The organism is Rhodococcus sp. 06-1460-1B (assembly GCF_002258475.1).
In the GTDB taxonomy this organism is placed as follows: Bacteria; Actinomycetota; Actinomycetes; order Mycobacteriales; family Mycobacteriaceae; genus Rhodococcoides; species Rhodococcoides fascians.
On record NZ_NOYS01000020.1, the window covers coordinates 75,002 to 92,288 of the forward strand.

The 17,287-nt window shown below is 65.2% G+C and carries 14 protein-coding genes; 3 read left to right on the plus strand and 11 right to left on the minus strand.

Annotated features, from left to right (window positions below; all coding sequences use genetic code 11):
• The first annotated feature begins 2 nt into the window (after positions 1–2).
• Positions 3–659, plus strand: coding sequence for a GntR family transcriptional regulator (locus tag CH268_RS10935; RefSeq protein WP_176457918.1), 657 nt, complete (start codon positions 3–5; stop codon positions 657–659).
• A 61-nt stretch (positions 660–720) separates the two neighbouring features.
• On the opposite strand, the gene CH268_RS10940 is transcribed toward CH268_RS10935, so the two are convergent.
• Both CH268_RS10940 and CH268_RS10945 read right to left on the minus strand, forming a co-directional pair.
• Positions 721–2,856: a 3-hydroxyacyl-CoA dehydrogenase NAD-binding domain-containing protein gene (locus CH268_RS10940; protein ID WP_094663967.1), complete on the minus strand. Its 2,136-nt coding sequence runs from the start codon at positions 2,854–2,856 to the stop codon at positions 721–723.
• Between the two features lie 9 nt (positions 2,857–2,865).
• Entirely contained in the window at positions 2,866–4,077 is a 1,212-nt protein-coding gene (locus CH268_RS10945) for an acetyl-CoA C-acetyltransferase (RefSeq protein WP_027494551.1), read from the minus strand.
• 233 nt (positions 4,078–4,310) lie between these two features.
• On the opposite strand from CH268_RS10945, the gene CH268_RS10950 reads away from it, so the two are divergent.
• On the plus strand, positions 4,311–4,553 hold the full coding sequence (locus tag CH268_RS10950) for a hypothetical protein (RefSeq protein WP_094663969.1): 243 nt from the start codon (positions 4,311–4,313) through the stop codon (positions 4,551–4,553).
• A gap of 3 nt (positions 4,554–4,556) precedes the next feature.
• Here the strand turns inward: CH268_RS10950 and CH268_RS10955 are convergent, their stop codons facing one another.
• From CH268_RS10955 to CH268_RS10995, 9 genes are all read right to left on the minus strand, one after another.
• Positions 4,557–6,911 carry a DNA polymerase III subunit gamma and tau gene (locus tag CH268_RS10955; RefSeq protein WP_094664076.1) on the minus strand — a complete coding sequence of 785 codons (2,355 nt, stop codon included), beginning with the start codon at positions 6,909–6,911 and terminating at the stop codon, positions 4,557–4,559.
• A 44-nt stretch (positions 6,912–6,955) separates the two neighbouring features.
• Entirely contained in the window at positions 6,956–9,349 is a 2,394-nt protein-coding gene (locus CH268_RS10960) for a helicase-associated domain-containing protein (protein WP_141215127.1), read from the minus strand.
• Between the two features lie 53 nt (positions 9,350–9,402).
• Complete coding sequence (locus CH268_RS10965) at positions 9,403–9,978, minus strand: HhH-GPD-type base excision DNA repair protein (protein WP_027494555.1); 576 nt, start codon at positions 9,976–9,978, stop codon at positions 9,403–9,405.
• Positions 9,979–10,141: 163 nt separating this feature from the next.
• On the minus strand, positions 10,142–10,576 hold the full coding sequence (locus tag CH268_RS10970) for a hypothetical protein (protein ID WP_094663973.1): 435 nt from the start codon (positions 10,574–10,576) through the stop codon (positions 10,142–10,144).
• A 5-nt stretch (positions 10,577–10,581) separates the two neighbouring features.
• A complete protein-coding gene (locus tag CH268_RS10975) occupies positions 10,582–11,775 on the minus strand; it encodes a hypothetical protein (protein WP_141215128.1) in 1,194 nt (397 codons plus the stop codon).
• A 65-nt stretch (positions 11,776–11,840) separates the two neighbouring features.
• Positions 11,841–12,644 (minus strand): transglutaminase-like domain-containing protein, encoded by an 804-nt coding sequence (locus CH268_RS10980; RefSeq protein ID WP_045841454.1) that lies wholly within the window; start codon positions 12,642–12,644, stop codon positions 11,841–11,843.
• A 37-nt stretch (positions 12,645–12,681) separates the two neighbouring features.
• Entirely contained in the window at positions 12,682–13,335 is a 654-nt protein-coding gene (gene phoU, locus CH268_RS10985) for a phosphate signaling complex protein PhoU (protein ID WP_027494559.1), read from the minus strand.
• Between the two features lie 220 nt (positions 13,336–13,555).
• A complete protein-coding gene (locus CH268_RS10990) occupies positions 13,556–14,812 on the minus strand; it encodes a lipase family protein (RefSeq protein WP_255182360.1) in 1,257 nt (418 codons plus the stop codon).
• A gap of 161 nt (positions 14,813–14,973) precedes the next feature.
• Positions 14,974–15,645, minus strand: a complete 672-nt coding sequence (locus tag CH268_RS10995) for a TetR/AcrR family transcriptional regulator (RefSeq protein ID WP_032369276.1) — start codon at positions 15,643–15,645, stop codon at positions 14,974–14,976.
• A gap of 105 nt (positions 15,646–15,750) precedes the next feature.
• Between CH268_RS10995 and CH268_RS11000 the strand changes: the two genes are divergently transcribed.
• A complete protein-coding gene (locus tag CH268_RS11000) occupies positions 15,751–17,268 on the plus strand; it encodes a DHA2 family efflux MFS transporter permease subunit (protein ID WP_032364593.1) in 1,518 nt (505 codons plus the stop codon).
• Positions 17,269–17,287: the final 19 nt, after the last annotated feature.

The following is a 17,287-nucleotide window of genomic DNA, read 5'->3' on the forward strand; positions in this document are numbered from 1 at the left end:
ACATGGCAGACAAGCGGACGGCTCTGAGGCGACGGCCGCAGTTGTCCGAGGAAGTCGCCAGCCACGTCCGGCACCTGGTGATGTCCGGAGAGGTGAGTCCGGGAGACTTCATCCGGCTCGACGAGACCGCAGCTCAGCTGGGCGTCAGCGTCACCCCGGTGCGTGAGGCGCTACTGACCTTGCGTGGTGAGGGCATCGTCGAGCTCGTCCCCCACCGCGGCTATGTGGTGTCTGCGCTGACGCCGAGCGACATCGTCGACATCTTCTGGCTGCAGGGTGAGATCGCGGTCGAACTCGTGCGCCGGGCGGCACCGAAGATCACCGAGGTCGAACTCGGCAGGCTCGCCGAGCTGACCGCTGCCCTGTCGGTCGCCGTCGAGAACGGCCGGGCCGAGGACGTCGAGAATATCGAGTTCGAGTTCCATCGTGTGCTGAACCGTCTGGCCGAGTCGTCCAAGTTGGCGTGGTTTCTCAACAACGCCACCCGCTACACCCCGACCCGTCTGTACGCCACCGATCGCGACTGGGGCCGAGCGGCCGTGCGCAATCACGAGGATCTGATCGCGGCCCTGATTCGAAACGACATCGACGCCGCCTGCGAATTGATGAAGCAACAATTCACAGACGGCGCCGAGAGGTTGATCGCGCATCGCGGGTGAGAGCGCTACGCGCATGTGAGTGGAAACTCGTAGCCTGCTACGCGTTTCCACTCACATGGGGTCAGCGCAGCGAGGCCGGAACCTGGAAGCGATCGCCATACTTCTTGGCCAATTCGTCTGCACGAGTGACGAAGCCGGCCTGGCCACCCGGGTAGCCGACGACGTACTGGTGCACGCCACCCGTCCACGCCGGGAAGCCGATGCCGAAAATCGAGCCGATGTTGGCGTCGGCGGTGGTGTTCAGCACACCCTCGTCGAAGCACTTCTGCGTCTCGATGGCCTCGATGAACAGCATGCGTTCCTTGAGGTCCTCGAACGGGATGTCCGCCGAACCCGACTTGAACGCATCACGCAGTCCGGGCCACAGGCCGGCGCGCTTGCCGTCTTCGTACTCGTAGAAGCCCGCACCCTTGGCCTTCGACGGGCGCTCGAACTCGTCGACCATCTTGTCGATGACCTCGCCGGCCGGATCCTCCGGAGGGGTTCCACCGGCAGCCTTGATGGCGTCGTAGGTTTCCTTGCGGATCTTCTGCATCAGGTTGAGCGTGAGCTCGTCCGAAAGCTGCAGCGGCGCAGCCGGGTAACCGGCCTGCAGACCGGCCTGCTCGATGGTCGACGGCTCGACACCCTCGCCCAACATCGCGATGGCCTCGTTGATGAACGTACCGATCACGCGAGAGGTGAAGAATCCACGACTGTCGTTGACGACGATCGGGGTCTTCTTGATGAGTTGCACGAGGTCGAATGCCTTGGCCAAGGCCGCATCCGACGTCTTCTCGCCGCGAATGATCTCCACCAGCGGCATCTTGTCGACGGGTGAGAAGAAGTGGATGCCGATGAAGTCTTCCTGACGCTTGATGCCCTGAGCGAGGCTCGTGATGGGCAGCGTCGAGGTGTTGGAACCGAGCAGCGCCGTCGGATCGACGAGGTCCTCGATCTCCTGGAAGACCTTCTGCTTCAACTCTTCCGACTCGAAGACGGCCTCGATGACGAGGTCGGCACCTTCGACGTCCTTGGCATCGGCGGTCGGGTGGATACGTGCGAGCAGAGCGTCCGACTTCTCCTGGGTGGTCTTGCCACGCGAGAGTGCCTTGGCCTCGATGGCCTCGGAGTACGCCTTGCCCTTCTGCGCCGACTCGATCGCAACGTCCTTGAGCACCACGTCGATTCCGGCCTTGGCACACACGTACGCGATGCCCGCGCCCATCATGCCTGCGCCGAGAACCGCGACCTTGGTGAAGGTGGTCTTCTCGATGCCGTCGGGACGAGACTTGCCGGCGTTGATCGCCTGCAGGTCGAAGAAGAATGCCTGAATCATGTTCTTGGACACCAGACCGGTGACCAACTCGGTGAAGTACCGCGACTCGATGGTGCACGCATTGTCGAAGTCGACCTGCGCACCCTCCACTGCCGCAGCGAGAATCGCGCGCGGAGCCGGCATCGGTGCGCCCTTGATCTGCTTGCGCAGGTTGGACGGGAAAGCAGGCAGGATCTGCGCGAGCTTCGGGTTCGACGGCGTACCGCCGGGGATCTTGTAACCCTTGACGTCCCACGGTGCGACGCCACCCTCGGGGTTGGCCTTGATCCATGCCTTGGCGGTGGGCACCAATTCGTCGATGCTGCCGACCAATTCGTGAACCAGACCGATTTCGAGAGCCTTGGCCGGACGGAACCGAGTGCCCTGAGCGAGGACCGTCATGAAGCCGGTCTGAATGCCGAGCAGCCGGGTGATGCGGGCAACGCCGCCGCCGCCGGGCAGGAGACCGAGCGAGACCTCGGGCAGACCGATCTGCACGCCGGGAACATCGGCCGCGATGCGGTGATGCGTGGCGAGCGCGATCTCGAGTCCGCCGCCGAGTGCCGCGCCGTTGATGGCGGACACGACCGGCTTACCGAGCTTCTCGAGCCGACGCAGCTGTCCCTTGACTTCCTGGACCTCGTCGAACACCCGCTGGGCGTCCTCGGGCTTGGCTTCGATGAGGGTGTGCAGATCGCCGCCGGCGAAAAACGTCTTCTTGGCGGAGGTCAGCACGACTCCGGTGATGCTGTCCTTCTCGGCCTCGAGGCGATCGACCGTCGCGCCCATCGAGTCCTTGTACAGCTGGTTCATCGTGTTGGCGCCCTGGTTGGGGTCGTCCATCGTCAGAACGACGATGCCGTCGGCGTCCTGGCCCCACTGAATCATGTTGTCAGACATCGTTCTACCTCAGACTCGCTCGATGATGGTGGCAACGCCCATGCCGCCGCCGATGCACAGGGTGATCAAGGCGTACCGGCCGCCGCGGCGCTCGAGCTCGTCGAGCACGGTGCCGGTGATCATGGCTCCGGTGGCACCGAGCGGGTGGCCCATGGCGATGGCGCCGCCGTTGACGTTGAGCTTCTCGTTCGGGATCTTCAGATCCTTCTGGAAACGCAGCACCACGGAAGCGAACGCCTCGTTGAGCTCGAACAGATCGATGTCGTCGACGGTCAGTCCCGCGGTGGCGAGAACCTTCTTCGACGCCGGGGTCGGTCCGGTCAGCATGATCGTCGTATCGGCACCACTGGTGGCCGTCGCGACGATGCGGGCGCGCGGGACCATGTTCAGGTCCTTGCCCGCCTGCTCGCTGCCGACGAGGACGAGGGCTGCGCCGTCGACGATGCCGGAGCTGTTTCCGCCGGTGTGGACGTGATCGATCTTCTCGATCCAGTGGTACTTCTGCAGCGCCACGTCGTCGAATCCGCCCATGGCCGCGATACCGGTGAATGCCGGGTTCAGCTTGCCGAGCGACTCGACGGTGCTGCCCGGACGCATGTGCTCGTCCTGATCGAGGATCAGCAGACCGTTCTGGTCGGTGACCGGAACGACGGACTTGGCGAAGTAACCACCGGACCACGCCGCTGCGGCGCGCTCCTGGGACTGGACGGCATACGCGTCGACGTCCTCGCGGGTGAATCCTTCGATGGTGGCGATCAGGTCGGCACCGATGCCCTGCGGGGCGAAGTAGGTGTCGTAGTTGGTGGCCGGGTCCATGGCCCATGCGCCGCCGTCACTGCCCATCGGCACGCGAGACATCGACTCCACGCCGCCGGCGACAACCAGTTCGTCCCAGCCCGAGCGCACCTTCTGCGCGGCCAGGTTGACGGCCTCGAGGCCCGACGCGCAGAAGCGGTTGAGCTGGAAGCCGCCGACGGTGTCGGGCATCTTGGCTGCGAGCACGGCCGTGCGGGCGATGTCGGCACCCTGATCTCCGACGGGCGAGACCACGCCCAGGATGAGGTCGGAGATTCGGTTCTCGTCCATGTCGGGGAAACGTCGACGAAGCTCGTCGATCAGCCCGGTCACCAAGGAAATCGGCTTCACCGAATGCAGGGAGCCGTTCTTTCCTTTACCTCGGGGAGTCCTGATGGCCTCGTAAATGAATGCCTCTGTAGTCACAGCGCGCAGTTCCTTCCACATACTCGATCTTGTCGCGATCGCCGTGCCGGCCGATCGCGTCGGTGCGAGGCCATGACAGACCTCAGCTCATGCCACAGTAAGTTGGCATACCGATCCGACATAAGGACCGAAACGAGCGTTTCGCATGACCCACGATGCGGTTCAGGTTTGAACGACCCCGTCATGGGAAATTACGATGCGTCAGATCGACCGAAGGCGAAAGAAGACCGACCATGGAAACCGACAACGAACCGACCGTGGGCGCTCGCGTCAAGGTACGCACTCGCAACGACGACAAGTCCGAAGCCGACAGTTCTGGATCCGACGCCTACGAGACCGGCGCAATCGTCGACGACTTCGGAGTCCAAGCGACCGACAGCACCTCGCGGAACTGGGCTGTCGCCAAGCGTTGGGCCGTCGCTCTCGACAGCGGCCGATTGGTATTCGTCGACACCGACGATCTCACGCTCGCCTGAGCCTCAGATCTCCTTGAGCGGTACCGCTCCGAGTTCGCTCACCAGCAGCTCCATGGCGACCGTTTCCGGGTCACGACGAACCGACGGGTCCGCAGGCTCGGCCGCGGCCTTGAGCAGTTCTTCCTCGTCCTCCGGCGTCTCCGGAGGCGGCGGACCTACCGGCTCGGGATCATCCGGATAGTCCGGAGCCTCGGGCATCGGAATATCTGCGTCCGATCCATCGCCCGCTGAACCGAAACCGTCCGACGTCGGACGGGGAGCCCCTGCCTGGCTCGGCCTCGAGAACTTCGGCAGCGACGCGGGTTTCGCTGCCGGTTCATCTTTTTTTGCTGATGACGGTTCCGGTGGTGCCGCAGCACCCACCAGACAGACCACCGACCATTCGACGCCGAACACGTCACGCAACGCATCCCGAATGACGTCTGCATTGCGGGGTTCTTCGAGACGCTTCGCCAGCGGTGCCGAATCGTGGCCCAGAGTGATGGTGCCGTTCTCGACGGTGCGTACCGACGCACCGGACAACATCACCTCGACGGTCCTGCTTCGCTCTCGTACCTTGGTTCGCACCTCGGACCACACTGCGCGGACGGCCGCCGCATCGGGCTCGTTGGAGGCAGCCGCGGGTGCCGCGACAGGCTCGGGTTCGGATTCGTACACCGGCTCGGGCTCCGGGCCGTACTCGTCCTCGGGCTCCGGCGGAAAATCCTCGTGAGAAAGCGATGGTTCCGAATGCTGTTGCGCTGCAGCGGAAGTCGTGACCGGTGCGGGCGCGGGTTCCGGTTCGGGCGTCGGAGCCGGTTCGGGGGTCGGAGCCGGTTCGGGCTCGGGTGTCGGGACCGGTTCGGGTGTTGGAGCCGGTTCGGGGGTCGGAGCCGGTTCGGGTGTTGGAGCCGGTTCGGGGGTCGGAGCCGGTTCGGGTGTGGGAGCGGGCTCGGGGGCTGCAGGCTCTGGCACCGGAGACGGTTCCGGGACCGCCATGGGTTCGGGTGCCGCGACAGGCGCAGGCGCTGGTGTCGGAGCGGGGGTTGGCACCGGAGCGGGGGCGGGGGCGGCCTCGGCAGCCGGCTGTCGCTGGGACGGTCGCTGGAATTTGTTCACCGGGGGCGGGCCGGAGGGTGCAGGCTCGTCGGTCGCGGGCAGCTGTGGTCGTGTCGGGTCTGCGGCTGCCTGTGCCACTGCCGCCTGCTCACCGGCAGGAAGGGTGACGTCCAGGCGACGTTCGACGCGTTCGAGCCTCTGCAGTACGGCCGATTCCGCATCGGAGGCCGAGGGCAGCAGCATCCGTGCGCACATCACTTCGAGCAGCAGGCGCGGCGCAGTGGCCCCTCGCATTTCGCCGAGGCCCGAGTGCACGATCTCGGCGTAGCGGGTCAGCGTCGCCGACCCGAGCAGGTCCGCCTCGTCGCGGAGTCGTTCGAGGACGTCGCCCGGCACGTCGACCAGGCCACGTTCACCGGCGTCGGGTACGGCCTTCATGAGAATCAGGTCTCGCATGCGATCGAGGAGGTCTATGGCGAAGCGACGTGGGTCGTGGCCCGCGTCCATCACCTTGTCGACGGTGCCGAACAGTGCGCCGCCGTCTCCCGCGGCCAGGGCGTCGACGGCCTCGTCGATCAGCGCGACGTCGGTGACGCCGAGCAGCGACAGAGCTCGCGGGTAGGTGACGCCTTCCGGTCCGGCTCCGGCAAGCAACTGGTCCATGACCGACAGCGAGTCACGCGGAGAACCGCCACCCGCGCGGATGACGAGTGGATAGACCGCGTCCTCGACCGGGACCTGTTCCTGACCACAGATCTTCTCGAGCAGGCCGCGCATCGTCGACGGCGCGAGCAGTCGGAACGGGTAGTGGTGGGTTCGCGAGCGGATGGTGGGGAGCACCTTCTCGGGCTCGGTGGTCGCGAAGATGAAGACCAGGTGCTCCGGCGGTTCCTCGACTACCTTGAGCAGCGCGTTGAAGCCGGCCGGGGTGACCATGTGTGCCTCGTCGATGATGAAGATGACGTAGCGCGACTCGGCCGGGGCGTACACGGCTTTGTCTCGAAGATCGCGGGCATCGTCGACGCCACCGTGGCTGGCTGCGTCCATCTCGACGACGTCGAAGTTGCCGGGTCCGCCCGGTGCCAGTGCGACGCAGGAGTTGCACACACCGCAGGGGGTGGAGGTCGGTCCTTCGGCGCAGTTCAGCGATCGAGCGAGGATGCGCGCCGAGGACGTCTTTCCGCAGCCGCGAGGGCCTGAGAAGAGATAGGCGTGGTTGATTCTGTTGGAATCGAGCGCCACGCTGATCGGTTCGGTGACGTGCTCCTGACCGACGACTTCGGCGAACGTCGCAGGACGGTACTTCCGGTAGAGGGCCACGCCCGAAAGGGTACCGGCGACCGACGACACAGTTGCATCGTGCATCAGTGCGGACCGACGGACACCGCTCTGATGTTCATGATCGCGAAGCTTTCCCGGGCGCCGGTGGACGTCGACAGCGCGAGTAGCCAGTTGCCGTCCTGCAGCGCGTCCGAGATCGCGTGCCGCACGATTGCGCCTTTGGAGTTCTGATAGTCGATCGAGACGGGTGCGCCGCGCGCTGCGGCGTCGGTCAGCGCGTCGAGCTCCCGTGGCAGCAGTCTGCTGTGCGTGCTGAGTGCGGAACGCACCCGCGCGTCGTCGACGGTGCCGGAGTCGCCTGTCTGCAGCAGCTGTGCCAGCTCGCGTGATTCGCGTCGAGCCGGTGCTGCGGGTGCGCTCGGGTGCGGGGTGCGGGTGGTGTTGGCGCGGACCTTGGTCGCGCTGGCCAGCTCGAGCCGGCCGGTGTCGGAATGTCGCACCGGGGAGTATCCATGCCTGCGCAGCACCGCGAGAGTGTCGATGGGTGTGGCAGAACTGATCAGGACTGTCGGCGCGAGCCGCTGGAACTTCAGCACCGCCAATGCCTCGTCCGTCTCGATGTTCGTCAGCAGTACGACGTCCTCGGAGACGATGGCACACGGGATCTTGCGCACGGCCAGTGCGCCGTAGGTGCGCCAACAGTCTCGGATCGTGTAGGCCAGGGCTTGGGGAACGTCGGTGGCGGCCATCTCGGCGAGGGCGTCGATCAACTCCTCCCCGGTACCACCGGTGTCGAAGAAGCTACGGATCGTCGCCGGCGTGAAGCGCCAGACCGACGCCACTTCCCGCGACTCGGGTTGCGCGGCCGCACCGAGTATCGACGCCACCTCGGTGCTCGGCGGCCCGGTGACCACTGCGGTCGAATCGGGCAGCAGGCGCACCGAGAACGGCACCCATTCGGCCAGATCCTGTAGCTGCGTTGCCAGCGCGGAGGCGATCTGGCGCGGATCGCCGTCTCGGCCCACTCGGAAGTCCGTCAGGGTGGCGCACAGATCTGTCGGTGCGCCGTCGACCAGAACTCCGAGGCGGGTGGCCTCGGCCCAGAGTGCGCGCACGTGGCCAGGCCCGGCGCTCGTCGAGACGACCGGAATATGCCAGTCGAGGTAGCGGGCGAATTCGTCGGGATCGGACAACACCGGCGTCGGGCTGTCGGATCCGCCGAGGCGCAGAAGAGCCGCCAAGGCAGTCGAACGCACGTCTGCGGCTGCGGGATCGTCGAGCATCTTCTTGAGTACCGGCGAGGTCTTCTGGGAGGATCGCGGCACCCGGTGGGTCGGTGTGAAGGGCGAGCACCACCACGCGGCCAGCAATGCTGCCGCCTGTTCGGATCGCGAGCTCGTCGACCATGTTTCGTAGGTCGAGGTCAATGCGATACCGGTCTTTCCCCGGTCGGCGAGCAAACCGGCTTCGCGCGCCAGCATCAGCATCAGCGCGGTGTGATGCTCGTCGGCGAATCCCAGACGAGCAGTCAGCGCACGGAGTTCTTTGGCGCTGAGGCCACCGGTCTTCATCATTGCCAGGCCATCGGTGTCGATTGCCGTCAACAACGCCTGCGTGTGCTCACAGAACTGCAGCAAGGCGATGGAGCGCGCTCGCCGCGAGCCATTTTGCGACAGAACACGAGTGGCGAATTCTGGCGGCTTGAGCTTGATGGGCAATCGCCACCCGTCTCCTCGCAGCGCGATGCTCACTTCCAACGGCATCTCGACGCGATGCCCGTCCAATCGATACAGCAATCCGCGCTCGAAGGCGGCGGTACCTGCGGTCGGCGGCACATCGAAGATCAATGACGCCGGTTGTCCATCGACGAAGCGAGACAACATCTCTCGCATTTCGGGCGGGCCGTCGTCGAACAAGGCTCGGATACGTTCGGGGGTCATCGCGGCCGCGACGGCGTCGGCGCGTTCGGCTCGATCGAGCGAGGAGTCGACGCCGAGGCGAGCCAGCAAAGCAAGTCGGTCCTGCTCGACGGCGCAGTGCAAGAACAACTTTCGCTGCCTACGGGCAAGTCCGAACGGATGCGAGAACACGCCGGACAGATCGACGGGGCGGTACTCGACCGCGTCCGAGCCCCCTGCTGTGTGCGGCCAGATCAGGCCGTAGGCCATCAGAGTGTTCAGGGCTGCATCGATATGCGGCGTCTCGTTCGAGATTCCCTCGCCCGTCCAGTGGCCGATCTCGGCGCGGCTGAGATCCTCCATGAGCGCGAACAACTCGAGCAGGTCGAGCGCTCCCCTGTCGAGTTTTCGAGGAAGTGCCGCCACCCGCCAGGGCGAGCCGAGGAGTTGCGCGAGCAACCCGAACGAGCGGGGTGGCGGGTCGGTCGCCACGTCCGGTCGACGTCGCAGCAGATCCGTCAGTGCGTCCTCGTCGAGCGAGGCCAGCCACCCCTCGTACGTCCCGATCGTCTCGGTCATCTCGTCCCCCCGGTGCAAGTTCTGCCACAACGTACCGACGGGCACCGACAGACTTATTTGTTCTTGGCTGCCGCTTTCGCTGCCTTCTTGAATTCGCGTACCTCGAGCAGGGACTTCTCGTCGACGACATCGGCGATGGATCGACGCGCACCCTCGTCGCCGTACGCTCCGGCAGCCTTTCGCCACCCGTCGGGCGTCACGCCCATCTGCTTGCCGAGCAGCGCGAGGAAGATGCGCGCCTTCTGGTCGCCATAGCCGGGAAGTGCTTTGAGACGCTTCAGAACCTCGGCACCGTCGGGGTCGTCGCGGGTCCAGATTTCCTGCGGCTTGCCGTCGTAGTTCTCGACGAGAAATGCGGCGAGTCCCTGGATGCGCTTGGCCATCGAGCCGGGAAAACGATGCACGGCCGGGGTCTGCGCGCACAATGCGGCGAAGTCGTCCGGATCGGCGTCGGCGACGGTATCGACTTTCAGATCACCGAGGCGGTCGACGAGCTTCTTCGGCCCGGCGAAGGCGGATTCCATCGGCACCTGCTGATCGAGAAGCATGCCGATCAAGAGCGCGAACGGATCCTCGGCGAGCAATGCATCGGCCTCCGGATCGCCGACGAGGTTCAGAGTGCGAGACATGGCCTCGATCCTGCCACGCGCCATCTACAGCGGATGACGATTGCTCCCACAAGCCGGTTCAGTGGCGCGCGAGGCGGCAGTGACAAGCCCGCGGATTCTCTCGAGAACCCGCCCGATCAAACCGATACAGTTCGCCGTGCAGGCCGGCGGACACGTCAGGAGCTCACGACCGCGCACGGCCGGCGCGTCGCCCGAGAGCAGACAGTCTCACTACGACGACAGTCAGTGCGACCACCGCACAGGTCACGGCTGGATACACGATCATCGTTGTTACCCAGCCAGTGTGCTCGACGATCACGGTGCCGGTATCGGAGTCGCGGCCGACGCATTCTCGACCGAGAGGCCACCACGTCTGCCGGTCCTCGACGGGAAACGGCTCCACCTCGTAATCCGGCGGCCGGTACCCGAAATACTCGGGAAAGGCTTCGCGACAACCTGATTGGTGTGCCCACCGATAGCTGAACGCCCAAATGGTCAGGAAAGCAATGCCGAGGGGAAGCCACACCAGCGCGACGGCGGCCTTGCAGAGACCGTCACGTGAACGAACAGCCGCAGTCGATAGCACCACCACGATCATGAATCCGGCAGTGAAGATCACGATTCTCAGTCGACCGAACCGGCTACAGCCAGCGCGATTGCCTGCAGAAGTGGTCGGTCGACACTGGTTGCGCGAGCCGCAATCTGCACGTCCACGCGGGTGCCCGACGGTTTGACCAACGTGACGTCCTCGATCGGATCACCGTCGAGAGTCATTGCACTCGCGCCTGGGTTGTCGTCGCGGAATTGCGATCCGTCAGGCAATGTCAGCGCACCCCAGGGGTTTTCGGAGGGCTCGTAGTCCGCGTCGATCACTCTGATCGTCAGGGTGCCGTCGCCGACCATCACGGCTCCGCACGCTCCGGCCGATCCCGACGGGGAGGTTCGCATCGAGCCCAGCGGTCTGTCGAGTTCGATTGGAAGCTGGGCCGCTCGCCAGAACTCGTCCAGAGACGCGTTGAGGCGATCGACGGACTGAGACGAGAACTGCCCTGCGCCCTCGGAATTGGTGTCGCATGAAATCGGAAGTGGGAGAGTTCCCTCCGGGACCGGTGTGGACCACAGCAACTCCGGCCGCAGCGCTATCGTGCGCAACTCCTCGATCGACAGTGGCACGGAACCGGTGGACACGTAATCAGCGTTCCGGTCCGATGATGACGCAACGACGACGGAATTATCGGGTGCGTACACGCGCACGGAATTCGAATGGGTGCGATCCCCGTCGAATTCATCCCAGGTGTCCCTGGTGTCGACGACGGTTCCGTCGGAGAGAATCTCGCGAGCGTCCAGCCACCCGGCCTGGCATGGCTTGGGACCGTCGTCGACGCGGGTCACATTGACCATCAGCGAACCTTCGACACCGTCGCGAGACACTATGCCGTCCGCGGAGGTGCCGGGGTCATACGCTCCGTCCGCGCTGGCAACCGGCTGAAAAATCAGCGGATCACCGCCGGACCAGAACGTCGAACCAGCAACGACGTCGACCTGAGAGGGAAGGGCTTTGCGCACTGCGATCGACATCGAGTTCGCCTTTTTCGACGTCAACCACGGGTAGGAGGGGTCGTCGTAGTCACGGCCCACGATCACTTCGTAGAACTGATCTTCCTCGGGCGGCTCTACCGATGCGCACCCTGGGATGTCCACGGGGTATTCGACAGGCTCACTGACATATCCTGACTGCCCCATCGGCTGGTGGGTGAGACCTGCGGCAACGACACCGACGGCTACGACCACGCCGACGACGATCGCATCGGTCCACACACCACCACGCCGCAACGACATTCGCACGGGCCGCAGCCAGCCTAACGCGCCTCGAAGCGACCCGATCAGGTGATCGACACCAATTGGGTGATGTCGTCGAAGGGCAGCGGCCCATCCACGACGGCTCCGACGACGGCGCTGTTGAGGATGATCGATCCGCCGTGATTGTCGAGGAAGGCGGTGTCGGCTGCGTCGCGTCCGGTTGCGATGCGCACCAGGGTCGATCGCGGCGCGAGGCAGGTGGCGTCGACCACTCGCCATTGTCCTTCGACGAAGGCTTCGGCAACTGCGTGGAAGTCCATCGGATCGCAGCCCGGCGCGTACACGGCCACGAGTCGAGCGGGCACGTTCACTGCGCGGAGCAGTGCGACGACGAGGTGGGTGTAGTCGCGGCACACTCCGGCACCGGCGAGGAGGGTGTCGACGGCGCCGTCGATGGGGTCGCTGCTGCCGGGAACGTAGCTCAGCCGAGCTCCCACCCAGGACGACACCTCGGCGAGCAGCTTCTCCGACGGCGGGTACGAGCCGAATTCCGTTGCTGCGAAACCGAAGAACTTGTCTGCCTCGGCGTAGCGGCTCGGCCGCAGATACAGCGACAGGTCGTAATCGGACACCGGTGCCGGGTCGGTGTTGCCGTAGATCGTCGCCGAGTACGACGCTTCGAGCTTGCCGACGTCGGCGTGCAGCTTGTGGATGCGGGTGCCGTGCGCGCCGCTGATTTCCTGCGCTTCGACGGGTTGGCCGTCGAGCGTGAACGAGAGTGCTTCCCACACTTCGGTTCCTGGATGCGGCGCGATCGCGATCTGGAACTCGAGGGTGCTGGCCTCGGTCACATCGACATCGAGGTACGCGGAGACGTCACGTTTCATCGTGCCGATCCTGCCATCTCCGAGCGGTTCTCGCAGACTAAGACTCGTCGGTGGGGCGCGCTCCGGTCACCAGGAAGATGACCCGTTTCGCGACCTCGACGGTGTGGTCGGAATAACGCTCGTAGAAGCGGCCGAGCAACGTGATGTCGACGGCGGCCGGTACACCGTGCGGCCAGTCGGGCGCGGAGGTCAACATGAACAGGCTGCGGTGCAGTGCGTCCATCTCCTCGTCCTGCGTTCGCAGACTCGCGGCGAGTTCGGCGTCCCGCGTCTCGAGCACTCGTTGGGTCGCCTCCGCTTGAGCGATGGCTACCCGACCCATCTCGGTGAACACGCCCTCGACCTCGGGCGGCAGCACATGTGCGGGGTGACGGCGGCGGGCCAGCTCGGCGATGTGCACCGCGAGTCCACCCATGCGCTGGAGGTCGGCCACGATGTTGATCCCGGACACGACACGGCGCAGATCGTGGGCAACCGGTGACTGTCGAGCGAGGAAGGCGAAGGCCTCGTGTTCCCATTCGACGGCGAGAGTGTCGATCTCTTCGCGGTACTCGATGGTCTGCTCGGCGAGCACGATGTCGGCGGTGAGCAGCGCGCGCGTGGCATCAGCCATCGCTCGTTCCGCGATTCTCGACATTTCGGACAGCTCCGACGCCAACGTGTCGAGCGCCTCCGTGTAACTGTCCCGCATGTTCACTCACCCCAACCGCTCGACAGCCCAACCTCAGGGCATTGCAGGGCAGTACCCTGCTGCGCATCCTTCTACACCCTCACACCGCTGTGGGCTCGTTGGAGAACTCGACGGTGTGACGTCGGTCATGCCTGCTGACACGAATCGATGGTCGACATGGGAGGGAACGCCGAACGGCCCGCGCTCGGTGAGCGCGGGCCGTTGGATCATCGGTTGCCGGTCAGCAGTTCGACGGGGCAGGCACTCCGTAGAAGCGATCCTTGATCCAGCTCTGAGCTTCGCCGAGACCGAGGATGTCCGGGATGAGATGCCCGGCACCGGAACCCGGCACGATGGCCGGGACCTGCGCGGAACTGAGCTGCACTGTTGCACCCTTGCCGCACCAGTCGCCGGCCAGTTCGACGGCCTGACCGTGAGGCACGATGTCGTCGGAGGTACCGGACTGGATCAGTACCGGGGCATTCGGCGTACGCTCACCGATCTTGTTCTTGGCCAGGATTTCCTGCGCGACGGGCAACCTGTCCAGCACGACCGACAACGGCTCGCCGGTCTTGGTGTACTCGGTGGTGCGGTGCAGCCCGACGTTCAGAATCGTCTCTCCGACACACTGATTCGCGACCAGGTTGAGCATGGCCTTGCCTGCGTCGTTGATGTTCTCGTCGACGATCGGCTGCAGACCGGGGTCGGAATTGAGCAGGCCGTTGAGGGTGTAGCCGATCACGCCGGTGAGGATGGTGCCGTCGACCTGTTCGAGGGTCTGCTTCAGATCCGCGGGCGGCGCTCCTGCGTAGGTGCCGACCAGGTCGAGTTCCGGGGCGTATTCATCGGCGATCTCGGCCGCCGCTGCGGCAGCTCCGCCGCCCTGCGAGTAGCCGTAGGCCGCGACCGGGCCGTCGCCGGAGATCTTGGTGCCCTGCAGCTGCCGAGCTGCGCGGGCCGCGTCGAGCACTGCGTGGGCCTCCGAGGCGCGGTTCACATAGGTGTGCGCGCCCGGCGTGCCGAGACCCTCGTAATCGGTGATCACGACGCCATAGCCCTGGGAGAGAAGCGAATACGCGGCCAGTACCTCGTACTCGACCATGAATCCGAGCGGCGGGGTGTAGGTGATGACGTTGTTGAGCATCTTCGACGGCGCGCACTGATCGCCCTGCCCCTGCGTTCCCGGTGCCAACACCACGAGCGGGCGCGGCCCCGGACCGGTCCACGGCGCGGCCGGGTCGATGTAGGTACCCGTGACGGCGTTGGCGTCGTCGTTGGAATCGGTGCTGCGGTACATGATTCGGGTTGCCTCACCCGGCAGGGTGCCGCCGATGCCCGGCACCGACAGCGCGAGATGTGAAGGCTCGGAACGAATCACGTCGCCCGGCGCGCCGGCGGGCAGCGGGCTCGGCGGAATGTAGAAGTCGGATTCGACGGTCGAACCCGTCGACGGTGCTGCCGACACGGCCGGCGCAGTCACCCCCATGAACACTGCCATCACTGCCACGGCCGAACCGAAGACACGCGTCGAACGCAAATCGAACCCCCAACGTCTGAACACCTGCTGCCAGGTGTGCGCTACCCCGCGTAGCACTTACCGTGACGCACCTTACGTGACGGCGCACACAACGTACAGACCGAAGTTGGACGAATCACCAGTCAGCGGCGGCGACCGTGCATGGCCGCCTTCGCCGTATCCACTTCGTCGTCGGTGAAGGGACGTCCGGGGAGCTCCGATCGGGGTACCGAATCACCGCGCAGGCCGTCGAGCAGCACCGTGAAGTACCGTCGCCAGTTCGCGGGATCGACATGACTGGAGAATTCGACGGTCGAGCCGATCATCCCCAGCACCGGATAGAAGTCGGTGACGGCCACATCGGGACGCAGCTGACCGGATTCGAGGGCGCGATCGACGATTTTCGCGAAGAACGGGTCGATCCGTCGGCGCATCTCCGCGATGCCGCGGCACCCCTCGTCCGACCCGAGGACCACATCACCGAGGCCGCGGTCGGAGGCCATTTCCTCGCATACGTCCGAGAGAAAGCCCACCAACCCACTCCAGGGATCTTCCGCTTCGAGGGCGCGTTCGGCACTGGCGAGCATTCCCTCGAGGCGCTGCTCGAAGACGCCGTCGATGAGCTCTTCCTTGCACGAGAAGCGGCGATAGACGGTGCCGACGCCCACCTTGGCGTGTGCGGCGACGTCGTCGAGCGTGATGTCGATACCGCGGGAAGCGAACAGCTCGCGAGCCGCGTCCACGATGCGGCGTCGGTTGCGTTCGGCATCCGCCCGTAGGGGCTTCGATGCCGCTGTGTCCGCTCTCACACTCATTCGATGTCCGTTTCACCCGATAAGCGGAGGACATTCCTCCACTTAGCTGCTACCTTTGCCCTACAACCGGAGGATACACCTCCGCATAGTCGAACCGAGGACACCATGACCACCCTTTCATCGGAGAACGTGGACGGCGCAACGTCGACCACGACGCCGGCGGACGAGCGTGCGCACCGGAATCGCTGGTTGATTCTCGCCACTCTCGGACTGGCCCAGCTCATGGTCGTGCTCGACGCGACCATCGTGAACATCGCACTCCCTGCCGCCCAGCTCGATCTGGGCTTCGACAACGCCGACCGCTCCTGGGTCGTCACCGCCTACGCACTCGCGTTCGGCAGCCTGTTGCTCCTGGGTGGACGCTTGAGCGACCTCTTCGGTCGACGTAACACCTTCCTCATCGGCCTCGTCGGCTTCGCGTTGATGTCGGCAGTGGGCGGCGCGGCCGTCAACTTCGGCATGCTCGTCGCAGCCCGCGCCGGTCAGGGCGTCTTCGGCGCACTGCTGGCACCCGCGGCTCTGTCACTGTTGGCCACCACCTTCACCGACACCAAGGAACGCGCCAAGGCCTTCGGCATCTTCGGTGCCATCGCCGGCGGCGGCGGCGCACTGGGTCTACTGCTCGGCGGCATGCTCACCGAGTGGGCCAACTGGCGCTGGAGCCTGTACGTCAACCTGATCTTCGCTGCGCTCGCCTTCGTCGGAGCCTTCCTGTTCCTGGCCAAGCACAAGGTCGACGTCCGACCCAAGCTCGACATCCCCGGAACGATCGCCGTCTCCGCTGCGTTGTTCTCGATCGTCTACGGCTTCGCCCATGCCGAGTCCGACGGCTGGAGCAACCCCGTCACCCTCGGCTTCCTCGCGGCAGGTGTCGTTCTTCTCGCCGTCTTCGTGACCATCCAGAATCGCGTCGAACACCCCCTGCTGCCGCTGCGCATCGTTCTGGACCGCACCCGGGCCGGATCCTTCCTCGCGGTGTTCGTCACCGGAGCCGGCATGTTCGCGGTGTTCCTGTTCCTGACCTACTACCTGCAGAGCACGCTGAAGTACACCCCGATCACCACCGGGTTCGCGTTCATGCCGATGATCGCGTCGCTGATCCTCACCGCGACACTGTCGACGGCACTGATCCTCCCCCGGTTCGGACCACGCATCCTCATGACGACCGGCCTGGTCGTCGCGTCGATCGGAATGGGACTGCTCACCCAGATCGATCTGGACAGTAGCTACGTCACGCACATCCTGCCCGGCCTGATCATCATGGGTCTCGGACTCGGTGCCACCATGGCACCGGCCATGCAGGGCGCAATCTCGGGCGTCGCCCCGGACGACTCCGGCGTCGCGTCGGCAACGGTGAACACCATGCAGCAGGTGGGCGGCTCGATCGGTACCGCACTGCTGAGCACCGTGGCAGCCAACGCCGCCACCAGCTACGTCAGCTCCAACATGGCGACGGCAACCGATGCGGCTCTGCTGCAGGCCAACGCCGAAATTGCCAGCTACACGACCACCTTCTGGTGGGCGTCGGGCATCTTCCTACTGGGCGCGGTTCTCTCGGCCACGCTCCTGAAGAAGGGGCCGTTGCCCTCCGCTCCCGAGGGTGCGGTCGTCGTCGGGCACTGAGAGCGGCTTCGCCGCATGT